Genomic DNA, 22271 nt, shown 5'->3' on the forward strand with positions numbered 1-22271 from the left:
TTTTGCATCCGAAGATGCTGGATATCGTCTTGTGGAGTGCCCACACAGATTGTCTGATAAATTGTTAAAGAGCAGTGCCGAGAAACTCATCGGCGCGGGCTGCGTATATTACGCCTTTCGCCCTGAGAGTCAAGCGTTTATTTCGCTTTCTTCTCGCTGACCCGGCGGCTTGTCAGTCGTTGTTCCCGGTCAGTGGAGGCGCATTATAGGGAGTTCTCGGCGGGCCGCAACCCCTAAATGCAAAAAACTTTTCAAGCGTTCAAATAATCACCAAAAACGCCTTTTTAGGATGTTTATTAGTCAGAAAATACCGGTTTTAGCACAGTAATAGCGGCAAACCCTGTAAACAGGGACAAACGAAGGTAAAGAAAAGGGAGCGGTCACCCGCTCCCTTTCATCTTTATTACGCTTAATTGCCGTTATTGTCGGGCAACGATATGGTCGTTTTCCACATCCAGCGTTACCAGCTTGCCGGGGATCAGCTTGCCAGACAGGATTTGCTGCGCCAGCGGGTTCTCGATCTCCTGCTGAATAGCACGCTTCAACGGACGCGCACCATACACAGGGTCGTAACCGGTTTTGCTCAACAGAGCCAGGGCCGGTTCGGTCATGGTCACTTCGTAACCGCGCTCTTCCAAACGCTTGTACAGACGCGACAGCTGAATCTTGGCGATCGCGGCAATGTGTTTCTCGCCCAGCGGGTGGAACACCACCACTTCGTCGATACGGTTGATGAACTCCGGACGGAAGTGGTGACTCACCATCTCCATCACCGACTCTTTCATCTGCGCGTAGTTCATCTGACCGAAATGCTCCTGGATCAGATCGGACCCCAGGTTGGACGTCATGATCACCACAGTATTGCGGAAATCGACGGTACGGCCTTGACCATCGGTCAGGCGGCCGTCATCCAACACCTGCAACAGAATATTGAACACGTCCGGATGCGCTTTCTCGACTTCATCCAGCAGAATCACCGAATAAGGCCGGCGACGTACGGCTTCCGTCAGGTAGCCGCCCTCTTCATAACCGACATAACCCGGAGGCGCACCGACCAGACGCGACACGGAGTGTTTCTCCATAAACTCGGACATATCGATACGCACCATAGCGTCGTCGCTGTCGAACAGGAACGAAGCCAGTGCCTTGCAGAGCTCGGTTTTCCCCACCCCGGTCGGGCCGAGGAACAGGAACGAACCGATCGGCCGATTAGGATCGGACAGCCCCGCACGGCTGCGGCGGATCGCATTGGAGACCGCGCTGACCGCTTCGTCTTGCCCAATCACTCGCGAATGCAGTTCTTGCTCCAGGCGCAGCAGCTTGTCGCGCTCACCTTCCAGCATTCTGGCCACCGGGATCCCGGTGGCACGCGCCAGCACTTCAGCAATCTCCGCATCGGTCACCCGGTTACGCAACAGCTTCATGCTCTTGCCTTCGGCCTGCGTAGCGGCGGCGAGCTGTTTCTCCAGCTCAGGGATCTTGCCGTACTGCAGTTCCGACATCCGCCCCAGATCGCCGACGCGGCGCGCCTGCTCCAGGGTGATTTTGGCCTGCTCGAGTTCAGCCTTGATGTTCTGGGTGCCGGAGAGCGACGCTTTTTCCGCTTTCCACTCTTCTTCCAGCTCAGAATATTCGCGCTCTTTCTGCCCCAGCTCATCGCTGAGCATGTCCAGGCGTTTCTTGCTGGCGTCGTCAGACTCTTTATTCAGCGCCTGCTGTTCCAGCTTCAATTGGATGATGCGGCGCTCAAGCCTGTCGAGCGACTCCGGCTTGGAGTCCATCTGCATACGGATGCTGGACGCCGCTTCGTCGATAAGGTCAATAGCCTTGTCCGGCAATTGACGATCGGCGATATAACGGTGCGAAAGCGTTGCCGCCGCCACGATGGCCGGGTCGGTGATTTGCACGTGGTGGTGCAGTTCATAACGCTCTTTCAGGCCGCGCAGGATAGCGATGGTGTCTTCCACGCTCGGCTCCGCCACATACACTTTCTGGAAACGACGTTCGAGCGCCGCATCCTTCTCTATATATTGACGATACTCGTCGAGCGTAGTCGCGCCAACGCAGTGCAGCTCGCCGCGCGCCAGCGCCGGCTTCAGCATGTTGCCTGCATCCATCGCGCCATCCGCCTTACCGGCGCCGACCATGGTGTGCAATTCGTCGATAAACAGGATAACGCTGCCTTCCTGCTTGGCCAGATCGTTGAGCACGCCTTTCAGACGCTCTTCAAACTCGCCGCGATATTTGGCCCCGGCGATCAAGGCGCCCATATCGAGGGACAATACGCGCTTGTGCTTCAGCCCTTCCGGCACTTCGCCGTTGATGATGCGCTGCGCCAGGCCTTCGACGATGGCGGTTTTACCCACGCCAGGCTCGCCGATCAGCACCGGGTTGTTTTTGGTACGACGTTGCAGCACCTGGATGGTGCGGCGGATCTCTTCGTCACGGCCGATCACCGGATCAAGCTTGCCCTGCTCGGCGCGCTCGGTCAGATCGATAGTGTATTTCTTCAATGCTTGCCGTTGGTCTTCGGCGCCTTGATCTTCCACGCTGTCACCGCCTCTCATTTGTTCAATGGCTTTGCTGATTTTGTCGGCCGTCGCGCCGGCCGCTTTCAACAAGTCGGTCAACGAGCCGCGATCTTCCAGCACCGCAAGCACAAACAGCTCGGAAGAAATGAATTTGTCCGCGCGCTTCTGCGCCAGCTTGTCGCACAGGTTCAGGACGCGCACCAGCTCATGGGACGGTTGAACGTCGCCACCGGTGCCTTCTACCTGCGGTAAACGGGACAGCGCCTGTTCGATCTCGGTGCGCACACGCCCGGCATCGATACCTGCGGAAGTTAATAGTGGACGAACCGTGCCCCCTTCCTGATTAAGCAGGGCGCTCATCAGATGTAGCGGTTCAATAAACTGGTTGTCGTGCCCAAGGGCTAGTGACTGGGCATCGGCGAGGGCAAGCTGGAATTTGTTGGTAAGACGATCCAGACGCATAACACCTCCAAGATGGGTCGAAATTGCTACTGGAGATTAAATGAGGTCATCCCTCAAATTTTCAAGGTTATCTCGACGCTAAATTTTCGGTACAACGCCATGCGTCGTTGGATCGTCCTAATTCAATAGGTTATATCAGCCAGATTAAACTTGCCAGACGTCCGGTTATTCCGTCGCGTCGATAGGAGAAAAAATGGCTCGTTTCGTTAACCGTGCAGCGATCGCCGCCGTAGATGGCCTGCACGCCTGCCCGCAACAAGCGTTGGCGAGCCAGCAGGTAGATATTAGCCAAAAACTTATCGCCGTGCGGGGTAAATGCCGCTGCGGCCTCAGCATCTTCCGCCATGAAAGCGGCCCGCACCTCTGGCCCGACCTCAAACTGCTGCGGACCGATCGCCGGCCCCAGCCAGGCGCTAATCTGGCTCGGTGCGGCGCTGAACGCCGCCACGGTTTGCTCCAGCACGCCGTGGCACAATCCGCGCCAGCCGGCGTGGGCGGCAGCCACTTCGTCACCGTGCTGCGAGCAGAACAACACCGGCAGACAATCCGCCGTCATCACGGCACACACCTGCCCCGGCACGTTGCTATACACCGCATCCGCTCGCAGATCGGCGGGCGCTTGCCCCGTCAACGTCACCACACGGGTGCCATGTACCTGCTCGAGCCATACCGGCATCTGCGGCAAGCCGGCGGCGGTAACCAACCTTTCCCGATTGCGCTTCACCGCTTGCTCCTCGTCACCCACGTGAGTGCCGAGGTTCAGCGAGTCATAAGGCGGCAGGCTGACGCCGCCGCCGCGCGTGGTACTGCAAGCTTTAACACCGGGAGGAAACGGCCAGTCGGGCAGAATGAGCGCGTTCATTACCAGTCCATCTGATCTTTGAATTCTTCGGTGTCCGCCTTCAGCGCATTGATCAGATTAACCATGTCCTGCGGCAGCGGCGCATGCCACTCCATCTGGATGCCGCTGATCGGATGGTACAAACGCAGCATGGTGGCGTGCAGCGCCTGACGATCAAAGCCACGCAGCGTGCTGATGAAGGCTTCCGAAGCGCCCTTCGGCGGACGCGGACGGCCGCCGTACAGCGGATCGCCCACCAGCGGATGGCTGATATAGGCCATGTGCACGCGGATCTGGTGAGTACGGCCGGTTTCCAGGCGCAGGCGCAGGCGAGTATGCGCACGGAAGTGTTCCATGATGCGGTAATGCGTTACCGCCGGCTTACCCATCGGGTGCACCGCCATGTGGGTACGCTTGGTGGAGTGGCGCGCGATAGGCTCTTCTACCGTACCGCCGGCGGTCATGGTACCGATCGCCACCGCTTCGTATTCACGGGTGATTTCGCGCGCCTGCAGCGCCTCCACCAGCCGGGTTTGCGCCGGCACGGTTTTCGCCACCACCATCAGGCCGGTGGTGTCTTTATCCAGACGGTGCACGATGCCGGCACGCGGCACGTCGGCGATTTCCGGATAGTGATGCAGCAGCGCATTGAGCACCGTGCCGTCCGGGTTACCGGCGCCGGGATGCACCACCAAATCGCGCGGCTTGTTGATCACCAGGATGTCGCTGTCTTCATAGACGATATCCAGCGCGATATCCTGTGGCTCCCAACGCGCCTCTTCTTCAATCTGTGCATCGATGGCGACTGTCTCTCCGCCCAGCACCTTCTCTTTCGGTTTGTTTGACGTTTTGCCATTGACCTTCACCCGATCGCCCAGGATCCACTCTTTTATGCGAGATCGTGAATAATCAGGGAACAATTCGGCCAAAGCCTGATCTAAACGTTGTCCGAGTTGAGATTCGGCCACCGTTGCGGTGAGTTGTACTTGTTGTGCCATATGCAGCTTCTTCGTTAACGTTGGGTTTTCACGGCGATGCCGTTTAATATAATGTGCTATTGTACCTGGTCTTTGTCGGGAGCTTAACGGACAGTCTCCCGGAATAACACCCTGAGGATAATCAAAACGTCATGACGCGTATGAAATATCTGGTGGCGGCAGCCACGTTGAGCCTGGCGCTGGCAGGTTGCTCCACATCCAAGGATGCGGTTCCCGACAACCCACCTTCGGAAATCTATGCTACCGCGCAGCAAAAACTGCAGGACGGTAACTTCAAGGGCGCGATTACGCAACTCGAAGCGTTAGATAACCGCTATCCTTTCGGGCCGTATTCCCAGCAGGTCCAGCTGGATTTGATTTACGCCTACTATAAGGCCGCCGACTTGCCGATGGCTCAGGCATCCATCGATCGCTTCATGCGTCTGAACCCGACGCACCCGAACATCGATTACGTGATGTACATGCGCGGCCTGACCGACATGGCGCTCGATGACAGCGCGCTGCAGGGCTTCTTCGGGGTTGACCGTTCTGACCGCGATCCTCAGCACGCTCGCGCTGCGTTCCGCGACTTCAGCCAGTTGATTCAGCAATACCCGAACAGCCAATACGCGACCGACGCCAACAAGCGTTTGGTGTATTTGAAAGACCGCTTGGCCAAGTATGAGCTTTCGGTGGCGGAATACTACACTAAACGCGGTGCTTACGTCGCGGTCGTTAATCGCGCCGAACAGATGTTGCGTGAATTCCCGGATACCAAAGCGACGCACGACGTGTTGCCGCTGATGGAAAATGCCTACAAGCAGCTGCAGCTGAACGGCCAGGCTGACAAAGTGGCCAAAGTGATCGCCGCCAACCCGCAATAAGCGCGCGTCGGTAACGGCAGAAAAACAAAACGGCAGCCTCGGCTGCCGTTTTCATTGGCGTCGACCTGGTTTTCACTGGAAAAATACACAAGTAAAAACACGGTGTTAGCTAGCGCTCCTCACCGGTCAACTCATCGATAATGCGCCATCCGGCGGCAACTCTCAAGCATTAGATAGCCAATTCAAATGCTGAATCACAGATTGAACTAACTTTGCAAAAAGTGACAAAAAATCGTGATTTACATCACGCATTTAAACAAAAAGCGGGGTATGCTGGGTTCACCAAGACGGAAAGACAGAGAGGTAAGTTATATGACATTGAACATTACCAGCAAACAAATGGATATCACTCCCGCAATCCGCAATCACGTCGAAGACCGTCTCACCAAACTGGAAAAATGGCAGACCCAGCTGATAAACCCACATATCGTCTTATCTAAAGAACCGCAGGGGTTTGTCGCCGACGCTACCATTACCACGCCTAACGGCCCGCTGGTCGCCAGCGCCAAACATGATGACATGTACACCGCCGTTAATGAGCTGATCGCCAAGCTGGAACGCCAGTTGAACAAGGTGCAGCATAAAGGCGAAGCGCGCCGCTGCAATGCCAGCGTGAAAGACATCGTGCCGGAACTCACGCAAGAGCAGGAATAACCGTCCGACAGCGATTGCCGCATCAAACGCGCCCGAGGGCGCGTTTTTTGTCGGGTATTTTTGTTGACGGGGTAAAAGCCAGCGGTTACTTTAAAACCTGTTCGCATTAACCTTAGGTAGACCATGCCACGCACACCGTTTTTCTTCGCATTCTTTTTTACCTTCCCCTGACTGGGAGGCGTTTCGTCGTGTAAGAAAGAATGCGAAGACGAACAACAAAGCCTCCTGGAAACAGGAGGCTTTTTTTATGGCTGTTTTACAACGAATAAGAACTGAAGGCGGAAGCTGATTATGACTGACAACCCGTTATTGGTGCTGCGCGAGCGCATCAGCGCACTGGACTTGAAACTGTTGGCCCTGCTGGCGGAACGCCGTGAGCTGGCGATCGAAGTCGGCAAGACCAAGCTGCACTCTCATCGCCCGATCCGCGATAAAGAGCGCGAGCGCGATCTGCTGGATGCGCTGATCGCCGCCGCCAAGCCTTACGACCTGGACGGCTTTTACGTCACCCGCCTGTTTCAACTGATCATCGAAGATTCCGTCCTGACCCAGCAGGCGTTGCTACAGCACCAGCTCAACCCCGTCAGCCAACATTCCGCCCGCATCGCCTTCCTCGGCCCAAAAGGCTCTTACTCACATCTGGCAGCACGCCAATACGCTGCCCGCCACTTCGATCAGCTGATCGAATGCGGCTGCCAGAAGTTTCAGGATATCTTCACCCAGGTGGAAACCGGCCAGGCGGACTATGCGATTCTGCCTATCGAGAACACCAGCTCCGGGTCGATTAACGAGGTGTACGATCTGCTGCAGCACACCAGCCTGTCGATCGTCGGCGAACTGACCAACCCGATCAACCACTGCGTTCTGATTGCCGGCGACAGCGATCTGAGCCAGATTGAAACCGTCTACAGCCACCCGCAACCGTTCCAGCAGTGCAGTCAGTTCCTGAACCGCTTCCCACACTGGAAAATCGAATACACTGAAAGCACAGCGGCCGCGATGGAGAAAGTCGCCAAGCTGAATTCGCCGAAGGTGGCTGCTCTGGGCAGCGAAGCCGGCGGCGCACTGTATGGGCTGCAGGTGCTGGAACACAACCTCGCCAACCAGCAGCAGAACATCACCCGTTTTATCGTCCTGGCGCGCAAAGCGATCGACGTCTCCGAACAGGTGCCGGCCAAAACCACGCTGATCATGGCGACCGGCCAACAATCCGGCGCACTGGTCGAAGCGCTGCTGGTACTGCGCGACAACGGCATCATCATGACCAAGCTGGAGTCACGCCCGATCAACGGCAATCCGTGGGAAGAGATGTTTTATATCGATGTGCAGGCCAACCTACGCGCCGAGGCGATGCAAAAAGCGCTACGCGATCTGACGCCAATCACCCGCTCGCTGAAGGTGCTGGGCTGTTACCCGAGCGACACCGTGGTGCCGGTCAACCCATCCTGAAACCATAAAAAAGGGTTCGGCTTGGCCGAACCCTTTACGTTTACTGCCCGCGTTTCACTGCCGGCTGTCGTTAGCCTGCCGCAACAGCGTGCGGCTCTCCACCAGAAAGCGCTGGGCGTAATCGCCGAACCAATGCTCTACCTTGCGGAAGCTATCGATAAACGCCTGTTTGTCGCCATGCTCCAACAGCTTGATCGCCTCGCCGAAGCGCTGGTAGTAACGCTTAATCAGCGCCACGTTTTCTTCCGACGACATGATGATGTCAGCGTACAGCTGCGGATCCTGCGCGAACAGGCGGCCAACCATCGCCAGCTCCAGCCGGTAGATCGGCGAGGAGAGCGCCAGCAGCTGCTCCAGTTGCACGTTCTCTTCCGCCAGGTGCAGCCCGTAGGCGAAGGTGGCGAAGTGCCGCAGCGCCTGAATAAACGCCATATTCTGATCGTGTTCGACCGCGCTGATACGATGCAGCCGCGCCCCCCACACCTGCAGCTGTTCAAGCAGCCATTGGTAAGCCTCCGGTTGGCGGCCATCGCAGTAAACCACCACCTGCTTCGCCACGCTGCCCACGTCCGGACCAAACATCGGATGCAACCCCACCACCGGGCCGCTGTGCGCCGCCAACATCGCATGCAGCGGACGATTCTTCACCGACGCCAGATCCACCAGAATGCAGTCGTCGGGCAACGGCGGCAGGCGGCTTATCACCTGCTCGGTCACATGGATCGGTACGCTGACAATCACCATACCGGCATCGGCCAACAGCTGTTCCGCCTGCGGCCAATCTTCCTGATCCAATACCCTGACCTGATAACCCGACAGCGTCAGCAGACGGTTGAACAGCCGGCCCATCTGGCCGTTGCCGCCGATGATGACGATCGGCCGCAGCTGCGGGCACAGAGTTTTAAAACCTTTATCGTTCTCGCTGACGTACGATTCGCGCATCACACGGCGCAAGACGTCCTCGATCAAATCCGGCGGCACGCCGAGGTTTTCCGCCTCCTGGCGGCGCGAGGCCAGCATCGCCGCCTCGCGTTCCGGCACATAAACCGGTAAACCGTGGCGGCTTTTCACCTCCCCCACTTCCGCTACCAGATGCAGGCGTTTCGCCAGCAGATCCAGCAACGCTTTGTCCACCTCGTCGATTTGATCGCGCAGCGCGGTCAGTTCTGCCACCATAACTTACTTTTCTCCCGTGCGTGCCTTCAGCGCAGCGCCGAGTTCCTGATGCATGTGGCGCAGCAGCGTTTCCGTGCTCTCCCAGTCGATGCAGGCGTCGGTGACGGATACGCCGTAACGCATGTCAGCACGCGGCTGTTCGGAAGACTGATTGCCCTCATGCAGATGGCTCTCCAGCATAATGCCGGTAATCGAGCGGTTACCCGCTTTAATCTGCTCCACCACGGACTCGGCCACCGCCGGCTGACGGCGATAGTCTTTATTCGAGTTGCCATGGCTGCAATCTACCATCAAGGACGGATGGAGTCCCGCCTCGAGCATCTGTTTTTCACAGGCCGCAACGTGCTCGGCGCTGTAGTTCGGGGTTTTACCGCCGCGCAGGATCACGTGCCCGTCCGGATTGCCCTGAGTCTGCAGCAAGCAAACCTGGCCCGCCTGGTTGATGCCGACGAAGCGGTGCGGCATAGCGGCGGCGCGCATGGCATTGATGGCGGTACCCAGGCTGCCGTCGGTGCCGTTTTTGAACCCGACCGGCATCGACAGGCCAGAAGCCATTTCACGGTGGGTCTGCGATTCGGTGGTACGCGCACCGATCGCCGACCAGCTGAACAAGTCCCCCAGGTACTGCGGGCTGTTCGGATCCAACGCTTCGGTAGCCAACGGCAAGCCCATGCCCACCAGATCCAGCAACAGGCGACGCGCGATATGCAAGCCTGCTTCAACGTCAAACGAACCGTCCATGTACGGATCGTTGATCAAACCTTTCCAGCCGACAGTGGTTCTGGGTTTTTCAAAATAAACGCGCATAACGATATACAGCTGATCGCTCAAGTCAGCCGCCAGGGTTTTCAAACGACGGGCGTAGTCCAGTGCCGCATCCGGATCGTGGATCGAACAAGGCCCACACACGACCAACAGGCGATGATCGCGCCCCTGCAAAATGTTGGCGATGGTGTTACGCGCGGTGGCGATTTCATTTTCGTCGTCGGCGCTGAGCGGGAACTGGTTCTTCAGCTCCTCCGGCGTGATGAGAACCTGTTCTGCACTGATGTGTACGTTATTGAGCGCGTCTTTTTGCATGATGCTATTCCTGTCGTTTGGCGTTATGCGTTGAAATGGAACATTGAGCGTTTCAGGGCTCTACCCTATCACGATATGTAAAGTTTTCAATCCAATTTCCGTAAATAAAAAATTACCATAATTTATCTTATGAAAGAACATGCATAAATACATCAAGAAAATACAATAAAAACAAACAAATTCAATTAAATAATAAATTCACGAACGCCTCAAAACGCACCTGTTCGCCTTCCCGGCGAAAGTCCCATATCGTAAACATATATGTACAATTTGTTTTACAGGTAAGATACGCCGCCCGTCTCGGCGCCAACGAACGGGCAGGCGCGGATACCGTCAGACTCAGCACGAAATGCCGCCGAAAGCGATGAATTTCAGTAGAAGAAAAGCGAATAAATGAGGAATAAAAATTAAAAACTTAAGCTAATAGCGGCTATTTTTGTCGCTGAAATGAACCGATATAATGTGACCGTCATCAACAATAACCACCCTTAACAACTGGATCCAAGATGCTCTCTTCTCGCGCTCGTCGCGCTTTTCCGCTGTATATTTGCTGCTTAACGACTTTCACCAGTGTTTCAGCCTTTGCCGACAATACGCTTTTCACCGCGATGGACGATCCGGCCACCGCCAAGAAACCATTCGAAGGCAACGTGCAGGCGGGCTACAACGCCCAGTCAGGTAACTCGCAGAGCTCCACCCTGCTTGCCAACACCAACATGACCTGGTTCAACAGCGACGCGGCGTACAGCCTGTGGGGGGCGGCTAACAACACCACCTCCTCCAACGTGCGCTCGTCCGAAAAATACCAGGCCGGTGGCCGTACGCGCTATAACCTGACCGATCGCAACTACCTGTTCGGCCAGGCCAGCTGGCTGAGCGACCGTTTCAACGGTTACGACTCACGCTCCACGCTGACCGGCGGCTACGGCCGTCAACTCCTCAACGGGCCGCTTAGCGATCTGCGGGTGGAATTCGGTCCCGGCGTGCGCCATGACGAATACCATGGCGGCGGCCGCTCGACCAAAGGGTTGGCCTATGGCGCGGCCAACTATTCCTATCAGCTGACCGACAACACCAAGTTCATTCAGGGCGTTTCCGCACTGGCGAACGAAGAAACCACGCTGAACTCGGAAAGCGCGTTGAACGTGGCGATCAACGATCGCTTCTCGCTGCGCGTGGCTTACACCGTGACCTACAACAGCAAACCGCCGGCCTCGGCGCCGAAGAACACCGACACGACAACCTCGGTCACGCTGGTCTACGGCCTGTAATTTCCCCCCAATATTTCTCAAAGCCCATCATTGATGGGCTTTTTTTATGCCTGCCGCCCTCTTTTGCACAATCTGCTAAAAATATTCACCCCACCCATTGACGACTTTAGCAAATAGCTTAATACTGTATGCATATACAGTAATCATTATACAGCCTCGGGGCATGATGGATTTCGATAGAGAGTGGCCAGAAACGCATCGATAGCCGCCACAGCTCCCGAGAGACTGTAAACAAAGCGAGCATAAGCTATGGAGAAAATCACCTCATTCATCACCTACGCCATGGCGTTGTTTCTCGCCTGGCTCGGCAAGCTGTCACCGCAGGACATTGCCTTTCTAGTCGGTGCGGCGGTAGGCATCGGCACGTTTCTGGTGAACTGGTACTACCGACGTAAAAGCCTGCAGATCTTGAAGGCTATTGAACGCAATGCGGCATCACGGAGGAAAATTTACGATGAATGCAATCGTTAAGCGCTGCAGCGTCGCCACCGTTTTGGCCATCGCCGTGCTATTGCCGTCATTTGGCGAGCTGCAAACCTCAGAAGCCGGCCTCAGGCTGATCGCCGATCTCGAAGGCTGCCGCCTGTCGCCTTACCAGTGTAGCGCCGGGGTGTGGACACAGGGCATTGGACACACTGCCGGCGTCATCCCAGACAAGATGATAGATGAACGCAAAGCCGCGGTGGATTTGGTAGACGATGTTCGCCGCACCGAACGCGGCATGGCCGCTTGCCTGCCGCATACGCTCTCGCAACAAACCTATGACGCAGTGATCGCCTTCGCCTTCAATGTGGGCGTCGGCGCAGCCTGCCACTCTACGCTGGTCGCGCTGCTGCAACAGCGCCAGTGGCGGCAGGCCTGCGATCAGTTACCACGCTGGATTTACGTAAACGGAAAGAAAAATAAGGGGCTGGAACAGCGACGCGCCATGGAACGCGCACTGTGCTTGCAGGGGATTGCCTCATCATGACGAGTTCGCTCGCCAAAGGGTGATGCCACAACAATTTCACTTAATTTGTTCAAGGGGGTTCTTATGATGCACTGTCCACTATGCGGTCACGTGGCCCACACTCGCTCCAGCCGCTATCTGAGCGAGTCGACCAAAGAGCGTTACCATCAATGCCGCAACATCAATTGCAGCTGCACGTTCGCCACGCACGAGTCCGTCGCGCGGGTGATCGTCAAACCTGGCGATGACATTATCCCGGCGCAGCCTCACCCGCCGGAGAGTCAGCATAAACAAAGCGCCGCGGCGCTATAATGCAAAAAGCCTGCTTATGCAGGCTTTATTATGTTGGCGGCGCGCAGACGAAATCTCGCAAATGTAACCAGTCGAGATTTAAGATAAAAAAAGGGGTTGGCATAATACCAACCCCTGATAACTATTAACTTTTGGATGCAGCGTTAGCCAACGCGGTTCAGACGCTCTTTGATACGAGCAGCCTTACCAGTACGCTCACGCAGGTAGTACAGTTTAGCTTTACGAACGGCACCACGACGTTTCACAGCAATGCTGTCGATTACTGGGGAGTGAGTCTGGAATACGCGCTCAACACCTTCGCCGTTGGAAATCTTACGAACAGTGAATGCAGAGTGCAGACCGCGGTTACGGATAGCGATAACCACGCCCTCGAATGCCTGCAGACGTTTTTTGCTACCTTCAACGACCCATACCTTCACTTCCACGGAATCACCCGGACGGAATGCAGGTACGTCTTGTTTCATCTGCTCTTGTTCAAGTTGCTTAATAATGTTGCTCATAATATGTCTCTTACCCTAGGTAAACTGATATATCGGTCCCGTCTGTTGTCAGACGTTTCCTTCATAGTCCTGTTGCCTGGCCTGATGTTCCCGTTGGAACTCAGCCAGCAACACCGCTTGCTCGTCAGTCAGAGCTAGGCTTTCTAGAAGTTCAGGTCTTCTAAGCCAGGTTCGGCCCAGCGACTGCTTTAAGCGCCAGCGACGTATCTCGGCATGGTTACCCGACAGCAGAACTGGCGGTACCTCCATCCCTTCCAACACCTCTGGGCGGGTATAGTGCGGGCAGTCCAGCAATCCGTCGGCGAAGGAGTCTTCCTCCGCTGAGGCCTGATGGCCCAGCACACCCGGTATGAAACGGGCGACTGAATCAATCAGGGTCATTGCCGGCAGTTCCCCGCCGCTGAGAACGTAATCGCCGATTGACCATTCTTCGTCAATTTCGGTTTGGATTACGCGCTCGTCTATCCCTTCGTAACGGCCGCATACCAGAATCATCTTCTGATTGGCCGCCAGTTCGCACACGCCGGTTTGATCCAGCTTGCGCCCCTGAGGTGACAGATAAATCACCTTTGCTCCCTCGCCTGCCGCTGCTTTCGCCGCATGAATGGCTTCCCGTAAAGGTTGCACCATCATCAGCATTCCCGGGCCGCCGCCGTAAGGGCGATCGTCCACGGTACGATGCCGGTCGTAGGTGAAGTCGCGAGGACTCCAACACTGCACGCTCAGCAGGCCATTTTTTACTGCCCGGCCAGTCACCCCGTAATCGGTGATAGCGCGGAACATCTCAGGAAACAGGCTTACAATACCGATGAACACAAGCCAATCCCCTTACCGTTATTCCACTTGCTTCGACCGTTTGATCCGGGGGTCAAAAACCAGGATCCCAATCTGCCTCAATCACGCGGGCAGTGAGATCGACTTTCTTGATAACCTGCCCATGAAGAAACGGAATCAACCGCTCCTTCATGCCGAACGCATCTTTCAGGTTCGCTTTCACAACCATCACATCGTTCGAGCCGGTTTCCATCATATCGATGACTTTACCCAGCTCGTAGCCGGCGGTGGTGACTACCTGGCAGCCCATCAGGTCTTTCCAGTAGTAATCGTCACCCTCCAGCGGAGGAAGTTGCTCAGAATCCACCATAATCTCGCGATTAGTCAGCAGATTCGCCGCGTCCCGATCGTCAATGCCTTTGACCTTGATGATCAGATCCTGACTGTGGCGCTTCCAGTCTTCCAACTCGATATGCTGCCACTGACCCGCCTGCTGGATAAACCACGGCTGATAGTCAAAAATGCTTTCGGCGTTCTCGGTGGATGAAAACACTCTGAGCCAACCACGAATGCCGTAAGCGGACCCCATTTTACCGAGTACAATCGGCTGCTTAGGCGCTACCGGTTTGAGTTGCTTGCTCATTGCCACCACCGCGACAGATTAAGCTGCTTTCTTAGCGTCTTTGATCAGCGCGTGAACGCGATCAGAAACGGTTGCACCCAGACCAACCCAGTGCTCGATGCGGTCCAGGTCCAGACGCAGTGCTTCAGCCTGACCGGAAGCGATCGGGTTGAAGAAGCCAACGCGCTCGATGAAACGACCATCACGAGCGTTGCGGCTGTCGGTCACTACTACTTGATAGAACGGACGCTTTTTAGCGCCGCCACGTGCCAAACGAATTGTTACCATAACATCCTCTTTAGTTAATAAAACAGCCGGGCCCCATTGAGGGACGGGGCCCGGTTGCAATATAAAAAGCCCGAAAATTTTACTCATTTTGGCGCAAAAAGCAATCTAAAGCGTCGATCGCAGGGGACAACTTTTGCAGCCTGTCAAATTTCGGGCGGTTTTCACCGCGAACGGCGAATGCTGAAAGCGCCCGCACTCAGCGTGCGGAGGCCCATCAGCGGCCTGGGAAGCCCGGTGGCATCATACCTTTCATGCCGCGCATCATCTTCGCCATACCGCCTTTCTTCATCTTCTTCATCATACGCTGCATTTCGTCGAACTGCTTCAGCAAGCGGTTGACGTCCTGCACCTGCATGCCGGCCCCCATCGCGATGCGGCGCTTGCGCGAGCCCTTGATGATTTCAGGTTTGGCGCGCTCTTTCAGCGTCATCGAGTTGATGATCGCCTCCATGCGCACCAGCACTTTGTCGTCCATCTGCGATTTGACGTTGTCCGGCAGTTGGCCCGCGCCCGGCAGCTTGCTCAACATGTTGGCCATACCACCCATGTTGCGCATTTGCTTGAGCTGCTCCAGGAAGTCGGTCAGATCGAAACCGTCGCCCTTCTTCAGCTTGTTGGCCAGTTTCTCCGCCTGCTCGCGGTCGACCTTGCTTTCGATATCTTCGATCAGTGACAGCACGTCGCCCATGCCCAGGATGCGTGATGCCACGCGATCCGGGTAGAACGGCTCCAGCGCTTCGGTCTTCTCGCCCACGCCGAGGAATTTGATCGGCTTGCCGGTGATGTGGCGGATGGACAATGCGGCACCGCCGCGCGCGTCGCCGTCGACCTTGGTCAGCACCACGCCGGTCAGCGGCAGCGCTTCGTTAAACGCCTTGGCGGTATTGGCGGCGTCCTGGCCGGTCATGGCGTCAACCACGAACAGGGTTTCCACCGGCTTGATCGCCGCATGCACCTGTTTGATCTCGTCCATCATCGCTTCGTCAACGTGCAGACGGCCGGCGGTATCGACGATCAGTACGTCGTAGAATTTCAGCTTGGCCTGTTGCAGCGCGCGATTGACGATGTCGATCGGTTTTTCTTTGACGTCAGACGGGAAGAAATCGATGCCGACGCCTTCCGCCAGCGTTTCCAGCTGTTTGATCGCCGCTGGGCGATAAACGTCCGCGGAAACCACCAACACTTTCTTCTTCTGTTTTTCTTTCAGGAACTTGCCGAGCTTACCGACGCTGGTGGTTTTACCGGCGCCCTGCAGGCCCGCCATCAGCACCACCGCCGGCGGCTGGGCCGCCAGATTCAGCTCGGTGTTGACTTCGCCCATCGCGGCGATCAGCTCGCCCTTGACGATCTTGACGAACTCCTGCCCCGGCGTCAGGCTCTTGTTGACTTCATGACCAACCGCGCTCTCTTTGACGCGGTTGATGAAGTCGCGCACCACCGGCAGCGCAACGTCCGCTTCCAGCAATGCCATACGCACTTCACGCAGGGTTTCCTTGATATTCTCTTCGGTCAGCCGCCCGCGGCCGCTGATATTGCGCAACGTGCGCGACAATCGATCGGTTAAATTTTCAAACATCGTCTCATGCTCAACGTGTAATGACAGGCCGCTCCGGCGACACAATTGCGCCGATGATAACACGAAGCGCGCAGGATCTCTGCCTCAGCGTTGGAGATAGGTTGGAGTGAAACGCGCGCAACGTTATACTGACACTCTTATTAACCACGCCGAAGCAAAATTAAACGCTATGCCAGTTTTCTCCATTGTGGCTTTGATGGCCTACCTGCTCAGCCTTGGACTGATCATTCCCAGCTTGTTGCGGAAGAACAGCGCATACCGTCGACTGGCCCTCGTCTCGGCGGTGGTGGCGCTGATTTGCCACGCCATCGCGCTGCAGCAGCGCATCTTTGACGTCAGCGCCGGGCAGAATCTCAGCCTGCTGAACATTGGTTCTATCGTCAGCCTGATCATCTGCTCGGTGATGACCTTCGTCGCTTCGCGCGACCGCGGCTGGTTCCTGCTGCCGATCGTCTACAGCTTCGCGATGATCAACCTGGCCTTCGCCAGCTTTATGCCCGGCGAGTTTATCACTCACCTGGAGGCCAGCCCGGAATTGATGGTGCATATCGGTCTGGCGCTGTTCTCTTACGCCACCCTGATCATCGCTGCACTCTACGCCTTGCAGCTCGCCTGGCTCGACTACCTGTTGAAAAACAAGAAGCTGACCTTCAGCGCCGACATGCCGCCGCTGATGAGCATCGAGCGCAAGATGTTCCATATCACCCAGATCGGCGTGGTGCTGCTGACGCTCACCCTGTGTACCGGCCTGCTGTACATGGATAACCTGTTCAGCAAAGAGAACGTGCATAAAGCCGTGCTGTCGATCATGGCCTGGTTCGTGTATATCGTGCTGTTGTGGGGCCATTACCATGAAGGCTGGCGCGGCCGCCGCGTCGTCTGGTTCAGCTTCGCCGGCGCCTTCCTGCTGACGCTCGCCTATTTCGGCAGCCGTCTGATTCAGCAGGTGATGGTGCGCTAGGCCAGCCTGGCTCAATTCTCCCTCTCTATAAGGAATACTGCATTGGAGCATGTGTCGACGGGGACCCTCATCATTATCCTGGTGATCATGATCGTGGTCTCCGCTTACTTCTCCGCCTCCGAAACCGGCATGATGACGCTCAACCGTTATCGCCTGCGTCATCTGTCCAAACAGGGCAACCGCTCGGCGCGTCGGGTGGAGAAGCTGCTGCAAAAACCGGATCGGCTGATCGGCCTGGTGCTGATCGGCAACAACCTGGTCAACATCCTCGCCTCGGCGCTGGCGACCATCGTCGGCATGCGGCTGTATGGCGATCTCGGCGTGGCGATCGCGACCGGCATACTGACCTTCGCCGTGCTGCTGTTCGCCGAAGTGCTGCCGAAGACCTTCGCCGCCCTCTATCCGGAACGTATTGCCTTCCCCAGCAGCGTCCTGCTGGCCCCGTTGCAAAAGGTGATGTTCCCGCTGGTCTGGCTGCTCAACGGCATCACCAGCCTGACCTTGCGCCTGTTCGGCATTCGCACCAACGTGCGCATCAGCGACGCCGTCAGCAAGGATGAGCTGCGCACCATCGTGCGCGAATCCCAGTCGCAGATCTCCCGCCGCAATCAGGACATGCTGATCTCGGTGCTGGATCTGGAAAAGGTGACGGTCAACGACATCATGGTGCCGCGCACCGAGATCGTCGGCATCGACGTCAACGACGACTGGAAGTCGATCATGCGCCAGCTGACCCACTCGCCACACGGCCGCATCGTGCTGTATCGCAGCTCGTTGGACGATGCGATCGGCATGCTGCGCGTGCGCGAAGCCTATCGCCTGATGACCGAGAAAAAAGAGTTCAACAAAGAGAACCTGCTGCGCGCCGCCGACGAGATTTATTTCGTGCCGGAAGGCACGCCGCTCAACGTGCAGTTGGTGAAGTTCCAGCGCAATAAAGAGAAGGTCGGCATCGTGGTCGACGAGTACGGCGACATTCAGGGCCTGGTTACGGTGGAAGACATCCTCGAGGAGATCGTCGGCGACTTCACCACCTCGATGTCACCGACGCTGGCGGAAGAAGTCACGCCGCAGAGCGACGGTTCGGTCTTGATCGACGGCACCGCCAACGTACGGGAGCTGAACAAAGCCTTCAACTGGACCTTGCCGGCCAATGAAGCCCGTACCGTCAACGGTATGCTGCTGGAAGAACTGGAAGAGATCCCCGAAATCGGCACACGGGTGCGTATCGGCCATTACGATATCGACATTCTCGACGTACAGGGCAACATGATCAAACAGGTGCGAGTCACGCCGATCACCTCGCTGCAGTCCAGCGTCGGCCATCACTGACCGCCGGCCAGAACGTAAAAAAGACGCGAAATCGCGTCTTTTTTGTTTCTGCGGGAAACGTACGGTCAGATATGCAGCTCCTGCAGCTTCTCTTTCGGCAGCGCCAGCTCGTCGTTGTGGTTCACCACCACGCCGTTATCCAGAATGTGCTTGGCGATTTCCTGCGCTTCTTCCAGCGAGTGCATGTGGTAGGTACCACACTGGTACTCGTTCAGCTCAGGGATCTTGCGCTGGTCGGTCACTTTCAGCACGTCGGCCATCGCCGCTTTCCAGGCATCGGCAACGCGCTGCTCTTCCGGCACGCCGATCAGGCTCATGTAGAAACCGGTGCGGCAGCCCATTGGGGAGATGTCGATAATCTCCACGCCCTGGCCGTTCAGGTGGTCGCGCATAAAGCCGGCGAACAGGTGTTCCAGCGTGTGAATGCCGCGTTCTGGCATCACTTCCAGGTTCGGGCGGCAAAAGCGCAGATCAAATACCGTGATGGTATCGCCATGAGGCGTTTTCATGGTTTTCGCAACGCGGACAGCCGGGGCTGCCATACGGGTATGATCGACGGTAAAGCTATCCAGCAATGGCATTTCGCTACCTCCTCGTAAAAGAGCATTTATTTCGAAACTTTTTTTCCTAACCGGGAAACCTTTTCCAACCCTGCGAGTCTGAGTATGTGAAAGACGCGCATTTGTTATCATCATCCCTGTCATCAGAGATGCATATTTGGCCACATTGATGTGGCCTTTTTCTTTTTCAGCTTCCGCCGTTTTGCTTCAGGAACGCTTCAAAGCTTAGCGTATCATTGGCTTCTATGTCGCGTTGGCGCTGCCACGAGGCTTCCCGCTCTTTATCCAGCTCGGCCTCATTCAGGATTTCCAACGGTTCTTCCAGCAACGTCTGGCGATACTGCTCCGCCAGCTGCAGACCGACGCGCCCAGTGCCTTCCGCCTTCATCGCCTTCAGAATGCGCGCGGAGAAGGTCAGCTCAGGGTCGTCAAATGCGGCGACCAGCTCATCGCACACCTGCTGGTATTGACGGTTGCCGGCTTCGCCGTCCAACACTTCCGCGACCCGACGCAGATCGGCGAACAGCGCCTTGCCCACGTTTTCCAGCGGTTCATGGCTGGCGCCACAGCCGATGCCGATGGTCTGGCCCGGCTTGCGCCCTTCCAGAATCACCCGGTTCCAGTTCTTGCGCGTGCACAGCAGTTCATCGCTGCTCATCTCCGGCGCATCGGCCAGCGCGCACCACACCAGGAACAGATCCAGGAAACGCGCCTGCACCGCATCCACGCCGATCGGCGAGAACGGGTTGATATCCAGCGAACGCACTTCGATATATTCGATACCGCCGCGCAGCAGCGCGTCTGACGGCGTCTCGCCGCTTTTGGTCACGCGCTTCGGCCGGATCGGCGCATACAGCTCGTTTTCGATTTGCAGCACGTTACTGTTCAACTGCAGGTAGCGGTCACCCTCTTTCACGCCCAGCTTGGCGAACTCTTCGGAAGGCGTAACGATCGCCCGCTTCAGACCGGCCACATAGCTGTGCAGATCGTTGAAGGTGATGCCCAGATTACTCTGCGACTTGTTGGTGTAACCCAGGTCGCTCAGACGCAGCGAGGTGGCGTACGGCAGATAGCACATCCCCTGCTCGGTGCGTTCGAACGGCAGAGTGGTCTCGCGCCCTTTGAGGAACGAAGAACAAATGGCCGGCGATGCGCCGAACAGATACGGGATCACCCAACCGAAACGGTAATAGTTGCGGATCAGGCGGAAATACCCCGCCGAGATCTGCTCTTTACCGCTTTCTGCGTCCTGCACGCCAGCCCAGGCCTGCCAAAACTCCAGCGGCAGCGAGAAGTTGTAGTGCACGCCGGAAATGGTCTGCATCAACGCGCCATAGCGATTCTTCAACCCTTCGCGGTACAGCGTCTTCATGCGGCCGATGTTCGACGAACCGAACTGCGCCAGCTCAATATCCTGCTCGGCTTCGATAAAGCACGGCATGCTGAGCGGCCACATGCGCTCATCGCCAATATTGCGCGCCACGTAGCGATGAATATCGCGCAGGAACGTCAGCAGGTGATCGATATTGTCATCAACCGGCGTAATGAACTCTAACAGCGCCTCGGCGAAATCCGTGGTGATCCAGTGGTGCGTCAATGCCGCCCCCAGCTTTTCCGGATGCCCGGTGGTCGCCAAGGTGCCGTTCGGCGTGACTCGCAGCGTTTCACGCTCGATGCCGCGACGAATGCCTTTTAATGCCTGAGGATGGGCTTCCAACCAAGAAAGCGCCTGTGATACGTCCGGGATCAAATTGACCTCCCGCTTCTAAAAACAATAACTCGTAAGCATACTGAATCCGCACCCGAGAGAATATTGAGTTATATTCACTTGGTTACTGCCACCAGGCGATGCCCTGTACCGTTATCATAGTCAAAACGATGTAACGCAGCGCCTTTCCGATACACAGAAACAGCGCGACAGAGCCCCAGGGCATGCGCAGCCAACCTGCCAACACGCACAACAAATCGCCCACCACCGGCACCCAACTGAGCAACAGCGCAGCCGGGCCGAAGCGTTGCAGCCACCCGAGCGCCGTTGCCAGCCCCCGCTGTGGTTTCAACGCCGGTAACAGGCGCCCGATAATGACATTGGTCAAGCCGCCCAGCGTGTTGCCCAGGGTCGCGGCCAGCACCAGCAATTCCGGCGAGACGCGACTCTGGGTCAGCAAGGCGACCAGAACGATTTCTGAATTTCCCGGCAGCAGCGTCGCACTGAGGAAGCTACTGCCAAATAACGATATTACGGCTAGCGTACTACTCACAGCGTGCGGACGTCTACCACAGCCATACCGGCACTTTTCGCCGCCTGAATGCCAAATTCGGCATCTTCAAACACCACGCATTTTTCCGGCGGCACGCCGATCAGTTCAGCACAGCGTAAGAAGGTATCCGGCTCCGGTTTATGGCGCTGTACGTCGTCCGCGCCGACGATCGCGTCGAAGCAGTCGAACAGGCCGAGATGACGCAGCAGCATTTCCGCCATGCGGTGCTCGCTGCCGGTACCGACCGCCATCGGACGGCGACCGTGATAGGACTTCACCACCTCGATCAGCGGCAAGGGACGCACGCTATCCAGCAGCATCGCTTCCACCGCGCGGGTTTTCTCCGCCGCCAGGTGATGGGGATCGAGGTCGGCCTGATGGCTGGCGATAATCGCCTGAGCGATGCGCCAGGTCGGCGAACCGCTCAGCGCCACCATGGCCGTTTCATCAAACGTCATGCCATAACGGGACAACACTTCATGCCACGCTTTACGGTGCGTTGGCTCGGTGTCCAGAATCGTGCCGTCCATGTCGAAAATAAGACCCTGATAGCGGTCGTACATCGTTACTCCATGATCGTTGAGGAAAGAAAACTACTTTAGCGTAAAGCCGATGGGTTGTCGCTGACTGCGTCATAGCGGAATGTGCTGTGCCTAATCGTACACAAAGGGGAAAGAGGGGGAGATAGATAAAGGCTGAAAAGCGAAAAACCCGCCGAGGCGGGTTTCTCTTAGATGGTGCATCCAGGAGGATTCGAACCTCCGACCGCTCGGTTCGTAGCCGAGTACTCTATCCAGCTGAGCTATGGATG

At 56.7% G+C, this 22271-nt stretch carries 24 protein-coding genes and 1 other annotated feature; of the genes, 10 read left to right on the forward strand and 14 right to left on the reverse strand.

What is annotated here, in order from left to right:
- Positions 1-419: 419 nt before the first annotated feature.
- The 3 genes from clpB to rluD form a co-directional block, all read right to left on the reverse strand.
- Positions 420-2993: an ATP-dependent chaperone ClpB gene (gene clpB, locus FOT55_RS12230; protein ID WP_025301647.1), complete on the reverse strand. Its 2574-nt coding sequence runs from the start codon at positions 2991-2993 to the stop codon at positions 420-422.
- Between the two features lie 130 nt (positions 2994-3123).
- Positions 3124-3855 (reverse strand): purine nucleoside phosphorylase YfiH, encoded by a 732-nt coding sequence (gene yfiH / locus FOT55_RS12235; RefSeq protein WP_147823505.1) that lies wholly within the window; start codon positions 3853-3855, stop codon positions 3124-3126.
- Entirely contained in the window at positions 3855-4832 is a 978-nt protein-coding gene (rluD, locus tag FOT55_RS12240) for a 23S rRNA pseudouridine(1911/1915/1917) synthase RluD (protein WP_147823506.1), read from the reverse strand. Before rluD ends, yfiH begins: the two co-directional genes overlap by 1 nt.
- A gap of 131 nt (positions 4833-4963) precedes the next feature.
- Here rluD and bamD point away from each other — a divergent pair, with 131 nt between their 5' ends.
- From bamD to pheA, 4 genes are all read left to right on the forward strand, one after another.
- Positions 4964-5695 carry an outer membrane protein assembly factor BamD gene (gene bamD, locus FOT55_RS12250; RefSeq protein WP_004932456.1) on the forward strand — a complete coding sequence of 244 codons (732 nt, stop codon included), beginning with the start codon at positions 4964-4966 and terminating at the stop codon, positions 5693-5695.
- A 312-nt stretch (positions 5696-6007) separates the two neighbouring features.
- Complete coding sequence (gene raiA, locus FOT55_RS12255) at positions 6008-6349, forward strand: ribosome-associated translation inhibitor RaiA (RefSeq protein WP_147823507.1); 342 nt, start codon at positions 6008-6010, stop codon at positions 6347-6349.
- 122 nt (positions 6350-6471) lie between these two features.
- Positions 6472-6598, forward strand: a sequence feature (Phe leader region).
- Entirely contained in the window at positions 6473-6520 is a 48-nt protein-coding gene (locus tag FOT55_RS12260; protein WP_101428074.1) for a hypothetical protein, read from the forward strand. It overlaps the preceding feature by 48 nt.
- Before the next feature lie 42 nt (positions 6599-6640).
- Positions 6641-7798: a bifunctional chorismate mutase/prephenate dehydratase gene (gene pheA / locus FOT55_RS12265; protein WP_025301644.1), complete on the forward strand. Its 1158-nt coding sequence runs from the start codon at positions 6641-6643 to the stop codon at positions 7796-7798.
- A 54-nt stretch (positions 7799-7852) separates the two neighbouring features.
- On the opposite strand, the gene tyrA is transcribed toward pheA, so the two are convergent.
- Together tyrA and FOT55_RS12275 are read right to left on the reverse strand one after the other, a co-directional pair.
- Positions 7853-8974 (reverse strand): bifunctional chorismate mutase/prephenate dehydrogenase, encoded by a 1122-nt coding sequence (gene tyrA, locus FOT55_RS12270; RefSeq protein WP_016929015.1) that lies wholly within the window; start codon positions 8972-8974, stop codon positions 7853-7855.
- 3 nt (positions 8975-8977) lie between these two features.
- Complete coding sequence (locus FOT55_RS12275) at positions 8978-10054, reverse strand: 3-deoxy-7-phosphoheptulonate synthase (RefSeq protein ID WP_060434277.1); 1077 nt, start codon at positions 10052-10054, stop codon at positions 8978-8980.
- A gap of 506 nt (positions 10055-10560) precedes the next feature.
- Between FOT55_RS12275 and FOT55_RS12280 the strand changes: the two genes are divergently transcribed.
- The 4 genes from FOT55_RS12280 to FOT55_RS12295 all read left to right on the forward strand — a co-directional run bounded on the left by FOT55_RS12280 (position 10561) and on the right by FOT55_RS12295 (position 12586).
- Positions 10561-11325: a DUF481 domain-containing protein gene (locus tag FOT55_RS12280; RefSeq protein WP_025301642.1), complete on the forward strand. Its 765-nt coding sequence runs from the start codon at positions 10561-10563 to the stop codon at positions 11323-11325.
- A 249-nt stretch (positions 11326-11574) separates the two neighbouring features.
- Positions 11575-11796 (forward strand): HP1 family phage holin, encoded by a 222-nt coding sequence (locus FOT55_RS12285; protein ID WP_025301641.1) that lies wholly within the window; start codon positions 11575-11577, stop codon positions 11794-11796.
- Positions 11780-12295 (forward strand): lysozyme, encoded by a 516-nt coding sequence (locus tag FOT55_RS12290; RefSeq protein WP_049208782.1) that lies wholly within the window; start codon positions 11780-11782, stop codon positions 12293-12295. The genes FOT55_RS12285 and FOT55_RS12290 overlap by 17 nt, the downstream gene beginning before the upstream one ends.
- Before the next feature lie 63 nt (positions 12296-12358).
- A complete protein-coding gene (locus FOT55_RS12295) occupies positions 12359-12586 on the forward strand; it encodes an ogr/Delta-like zinc finger family protein (RefSeq protein ID WP_025301639.1) in 228 nt (75 codons plus the stop codon).
- A 143-nt stretch (positions 12587-12729) separates the two neighbouring features.
- On the opposite strand, the gene rplS is transcribed toward FOT55_RS12295, so the two are convergent.
- From rplS to ffh, 5 genes are all read right to left on the reverse strand, one after another.
- Positions 12730-13086: a 50S ribosomal protein L19 gene (rplS, locus tag FOT55_RS12300; protein WP_025301638.1), complete on the reverse strand. Its 357-nt coding sequence runs from the start codon at positions 13084-13086 to the stop codon at positions 12730-12732.
- A 48-nt stretch (positions 13087-13134) separates the two neighbouring features.
- Positions 13135-13902 (reverse strand): tRNA (guanosine(37)-N1)-methyltransferase TrmD, encoded by a 768-nt coding sequence (gene trmD, locus FOT55_RS12305; protein WP_004932485.1) that lies wholly within the window; start codon positions 13900-13902, stop codon positions 13135-13137.
- Positions 13903-13954: 52 nt separating this feature from the next.
- Positions 13955-14503, reverse strand: a complete 549-nt coding sequence (gene rimM / locus FOT55_RS12310) for a ribosome maturation factor RimM (protein WP_019455135.1) — start codon at positions 14501-14503, stop codon at positions 13955-13957.
- A gap of 18 nt (positions 14504-14521) precedes the next feature.
- Positions 14522-14770 carry a 30S ribosomal protein S16 gene (gene rpsP, locus FOT55_RS12315; RefSeq protein WP_004932501.1) on the reverse strand — a complete coding sequence of 83 codons (249 nt, stop codon included), beginning with the start codon at positions 14768-14770 and terminating at the stop codon, positions 14522-14524.
- Between the two features lie 214 nt (positions 14771-14984).
- Complete coding sequence (gene ffh / locus FOT55_RS12320) at positions 14985-16346, reverse strand: signal recognition particle protein (protein ID WP_004932504.1); 1362 nt, start codon at positions 16344-16346, stop codon at positions 14985-14987.
- 169 nt (positions 16347-16515) lie between these two features.
- Between ffh and FOT55_RS12325 the strand changes: the two genes are divergently transcribed.
- Both FOT55_RS12325 and FOT55_RS12330 read left to right on the forward strand, forming a co-directional pair.
- Positions 16516-17307: a cytochrome C assembly family protein gene (locus FOT55_RS12325; RefSeq protein ID WP_004932506.1), complete on the forward strand. Its 792-nt coding sequence runs from the start codon at positions 16516-16518 to the stop codon at positions 17305-17307.
- Positions 17308-17349: 42 nt separating this feature from the next.
- Positions 17350-18639: an HlyC/CorC family transporter gene (locus tag FOT55_RS12330; protein WP_016929024.1), complete on the forward strand. Its 1290-nt coding sequence runs from the start codon at positions 17350-17352 to the stop codon at positions 18637-18639.
- A gap of 65 nt (positions 18640-18704) precedes the next feature.
- Here the strand turns inward: FOT55_RS12330 and luxS are convergent, their stop codons facing one another.
- From luxS to yqaB, 4 genes are all read right to left on the reverse strand, one after another.
- Positions 18705-19220: an S-ribosylhomocysteine lyase gene (luxS, locus tag FOT55_RS12335; RefSeq protein WP_004932513.1), complete on the reverse strand. Its 516-nt coding sequence runs from the start codon at positions 19218-19220 to the stop codon at positions 18705-18707.
- A gap of 166 nt (positions 19221-19386) precedes the next feature.
- Positions 19387-20949, reverse strand: a complete 1563-nt coding sequence (gshA, locus tag FOT55_RS12340) for a glutamate--cysteine ligase (protein ID WP_025301637.1) — start codon at positions 20947-20949, stop codon at positions 19387-19389.
- Positions 20950-21031: 82 nt separating this feature from the next.
- Positions 21032-21460, reverse strand: coding sequence for a YqaA family protein (locus FOT55_RS12345; RefSeq protein WP_025159656.1), 429 nt, complete (start codon positions 21458-21460; stop codon positions 21032-21034).
- Positions 21457-22023, reverse strand: coding sequence for a fructose-1-phosphate/6-phosphogluconate phosphatase (yqaB, locus tag FOT55_RS12350; RefSeq protein WP_025301636.1), 567 nt, complete (start codon positions 22021-22023; stop codon positions 21457-21459). The genes FOT55_RS12345 and yqaB overlap by 4 nt, the downstream gene beginning before the upstream one ends.
- Positions 22024-22271 lie beyond the last annotated feature (248 nt).

It is taken from the genome of Serratia bockelmannii (assembly GCF_008011855.1).
Lineage (GTDB): Bacteria > Pseudomonadota > Gammaproteobacteria > Enterobacterales > Enterobacteriaceae > Serratia > Serratia bockelmannii.

Bases quoted from the DNA above. Each gene is read 5' to 3' on its own strand.
- FOT55_RS12325 (WP_004932506.1), top strand. From the start codon at position 16,516: ATGCCAGTTTTCTCCATTGTGGCTTTGATGGCCTACCTGCTCAGCCTT.
- FOT55_RS12295 (WP_025301639.1), top strand. From the start codon at position 12,359: ATGATGCACTGTCCACTATGCGGTCACGTGGCCCACACTCGCTCCAGC.
- rluD (WP_147823506.1), bottom strand. From the start codon at position 4,832: ATGGCACAACAAGTACAACTCACCGCAACGGTGGCCGAATCTCAACTC.
- tyrA (WP_016929015.1), bottom strand. From the start codon at position 8,974: ATGGTGGCAGAACTGACCGCGCTGCGCGATCAAATCGACGAGGTGGAC.
- FOT55_RS12275 (WP_060434277.1), bottom strand. From the start codon at position 10,054: ATGCAAAAAGACGCGCTCAATAACGTACACATCAGTGCAGAACAGGTT.
- yfiH (WP_147823505.1), bottom strand. From the start codon at position 3,855: ATGAACGCGCTCATTCTGCCCGACTGGCCGTTTCCTCCCGGTGTTAAA.
- FOT55_RS12290 (WP_049208782.1), top strand. From the start codon at position 11,780: ATGAATGCAATCGTTAAGCGCTGCAGCGTCGCCACCGTTTTGGCCATC.
- FOT55_RS12280 (WP_025301642.1), top strand. From the start codon at position 10,561: ATGCTCTCTTCTCGCGCTCGTCGCGCTTTTCCGCTGTATATTTGCTGC.
- bamD (WP_004932456.1), top strand. From the start codon at position 4,964: ATGACGCGTATGAAATATCTGGTGGCGGCAGCCACGTTGAGCCTGGCG.
- FOT55_RS12285 (WP_025301641.1), top strand. From the start codon at position 11,575: ATGGAGAAAATCACCTCATTCATCACCTACGCCATGGCGTTGTTTCTC.
- rpsP (WP_004932501.1), bottom strand. From the start codon at position 14,770: ATGGTAACAATTCGTTTGGCACGTGGCGGCGCTAAAAAGCGTCCGTTC.
- rimM (WP_019455135.1), bottom strand. From the start codon at position 14,503: ATGAGCAAGCAACTCAAACCGGTAGCGCCTAAGCAGCCGATTGTACTC.
- yqaB (WP_025301636.1), bottom strand. From the start codon at position 22,023: ATGTACGACCGCTATCAGGGTCTTATTTTCGACATGGACGGCACGATT.
- pheA (WP_025301644.1), top strand. From the start codon at position 6,641: ATGACTGACAACCCGTTATTGGTGCTGCGCGAGCGCATCAGCGCACTG.
- rplS (WP_025301638.1), bottom strand. From the start codon at position 13,086: ATGAGCAACATTATTAAGCAACTTGAACAAGAGCAGATGAAACAAGAC.
- clpB (WP_025301647.1), bottom strand. From the start codon at position 2,993: ATGCGTCTGGATCGTCTTACCAACAAATTCCAGCTTGCCCTCGCCGAT.
- luxS (WP_004932513.1), bottom strand. From the start codon at position 19,220: ATGCCATTGCTGGATAGCTTTACCGTCGATCATACCCGTATGGCAGCC.
- ffh (WP_004932504.1), bottom strand. From the start codon at position 16,346: ATGTTTGAAAATTTAACCGATCGATTGTCGCGCACGTTGCGCAATATC.
- raiA (WP_147823507.1), top strand. From the start codon at position 6,008: ATGACATTGAACATTACCAGCAAACAAATGGATATCACTCCCGCAATC.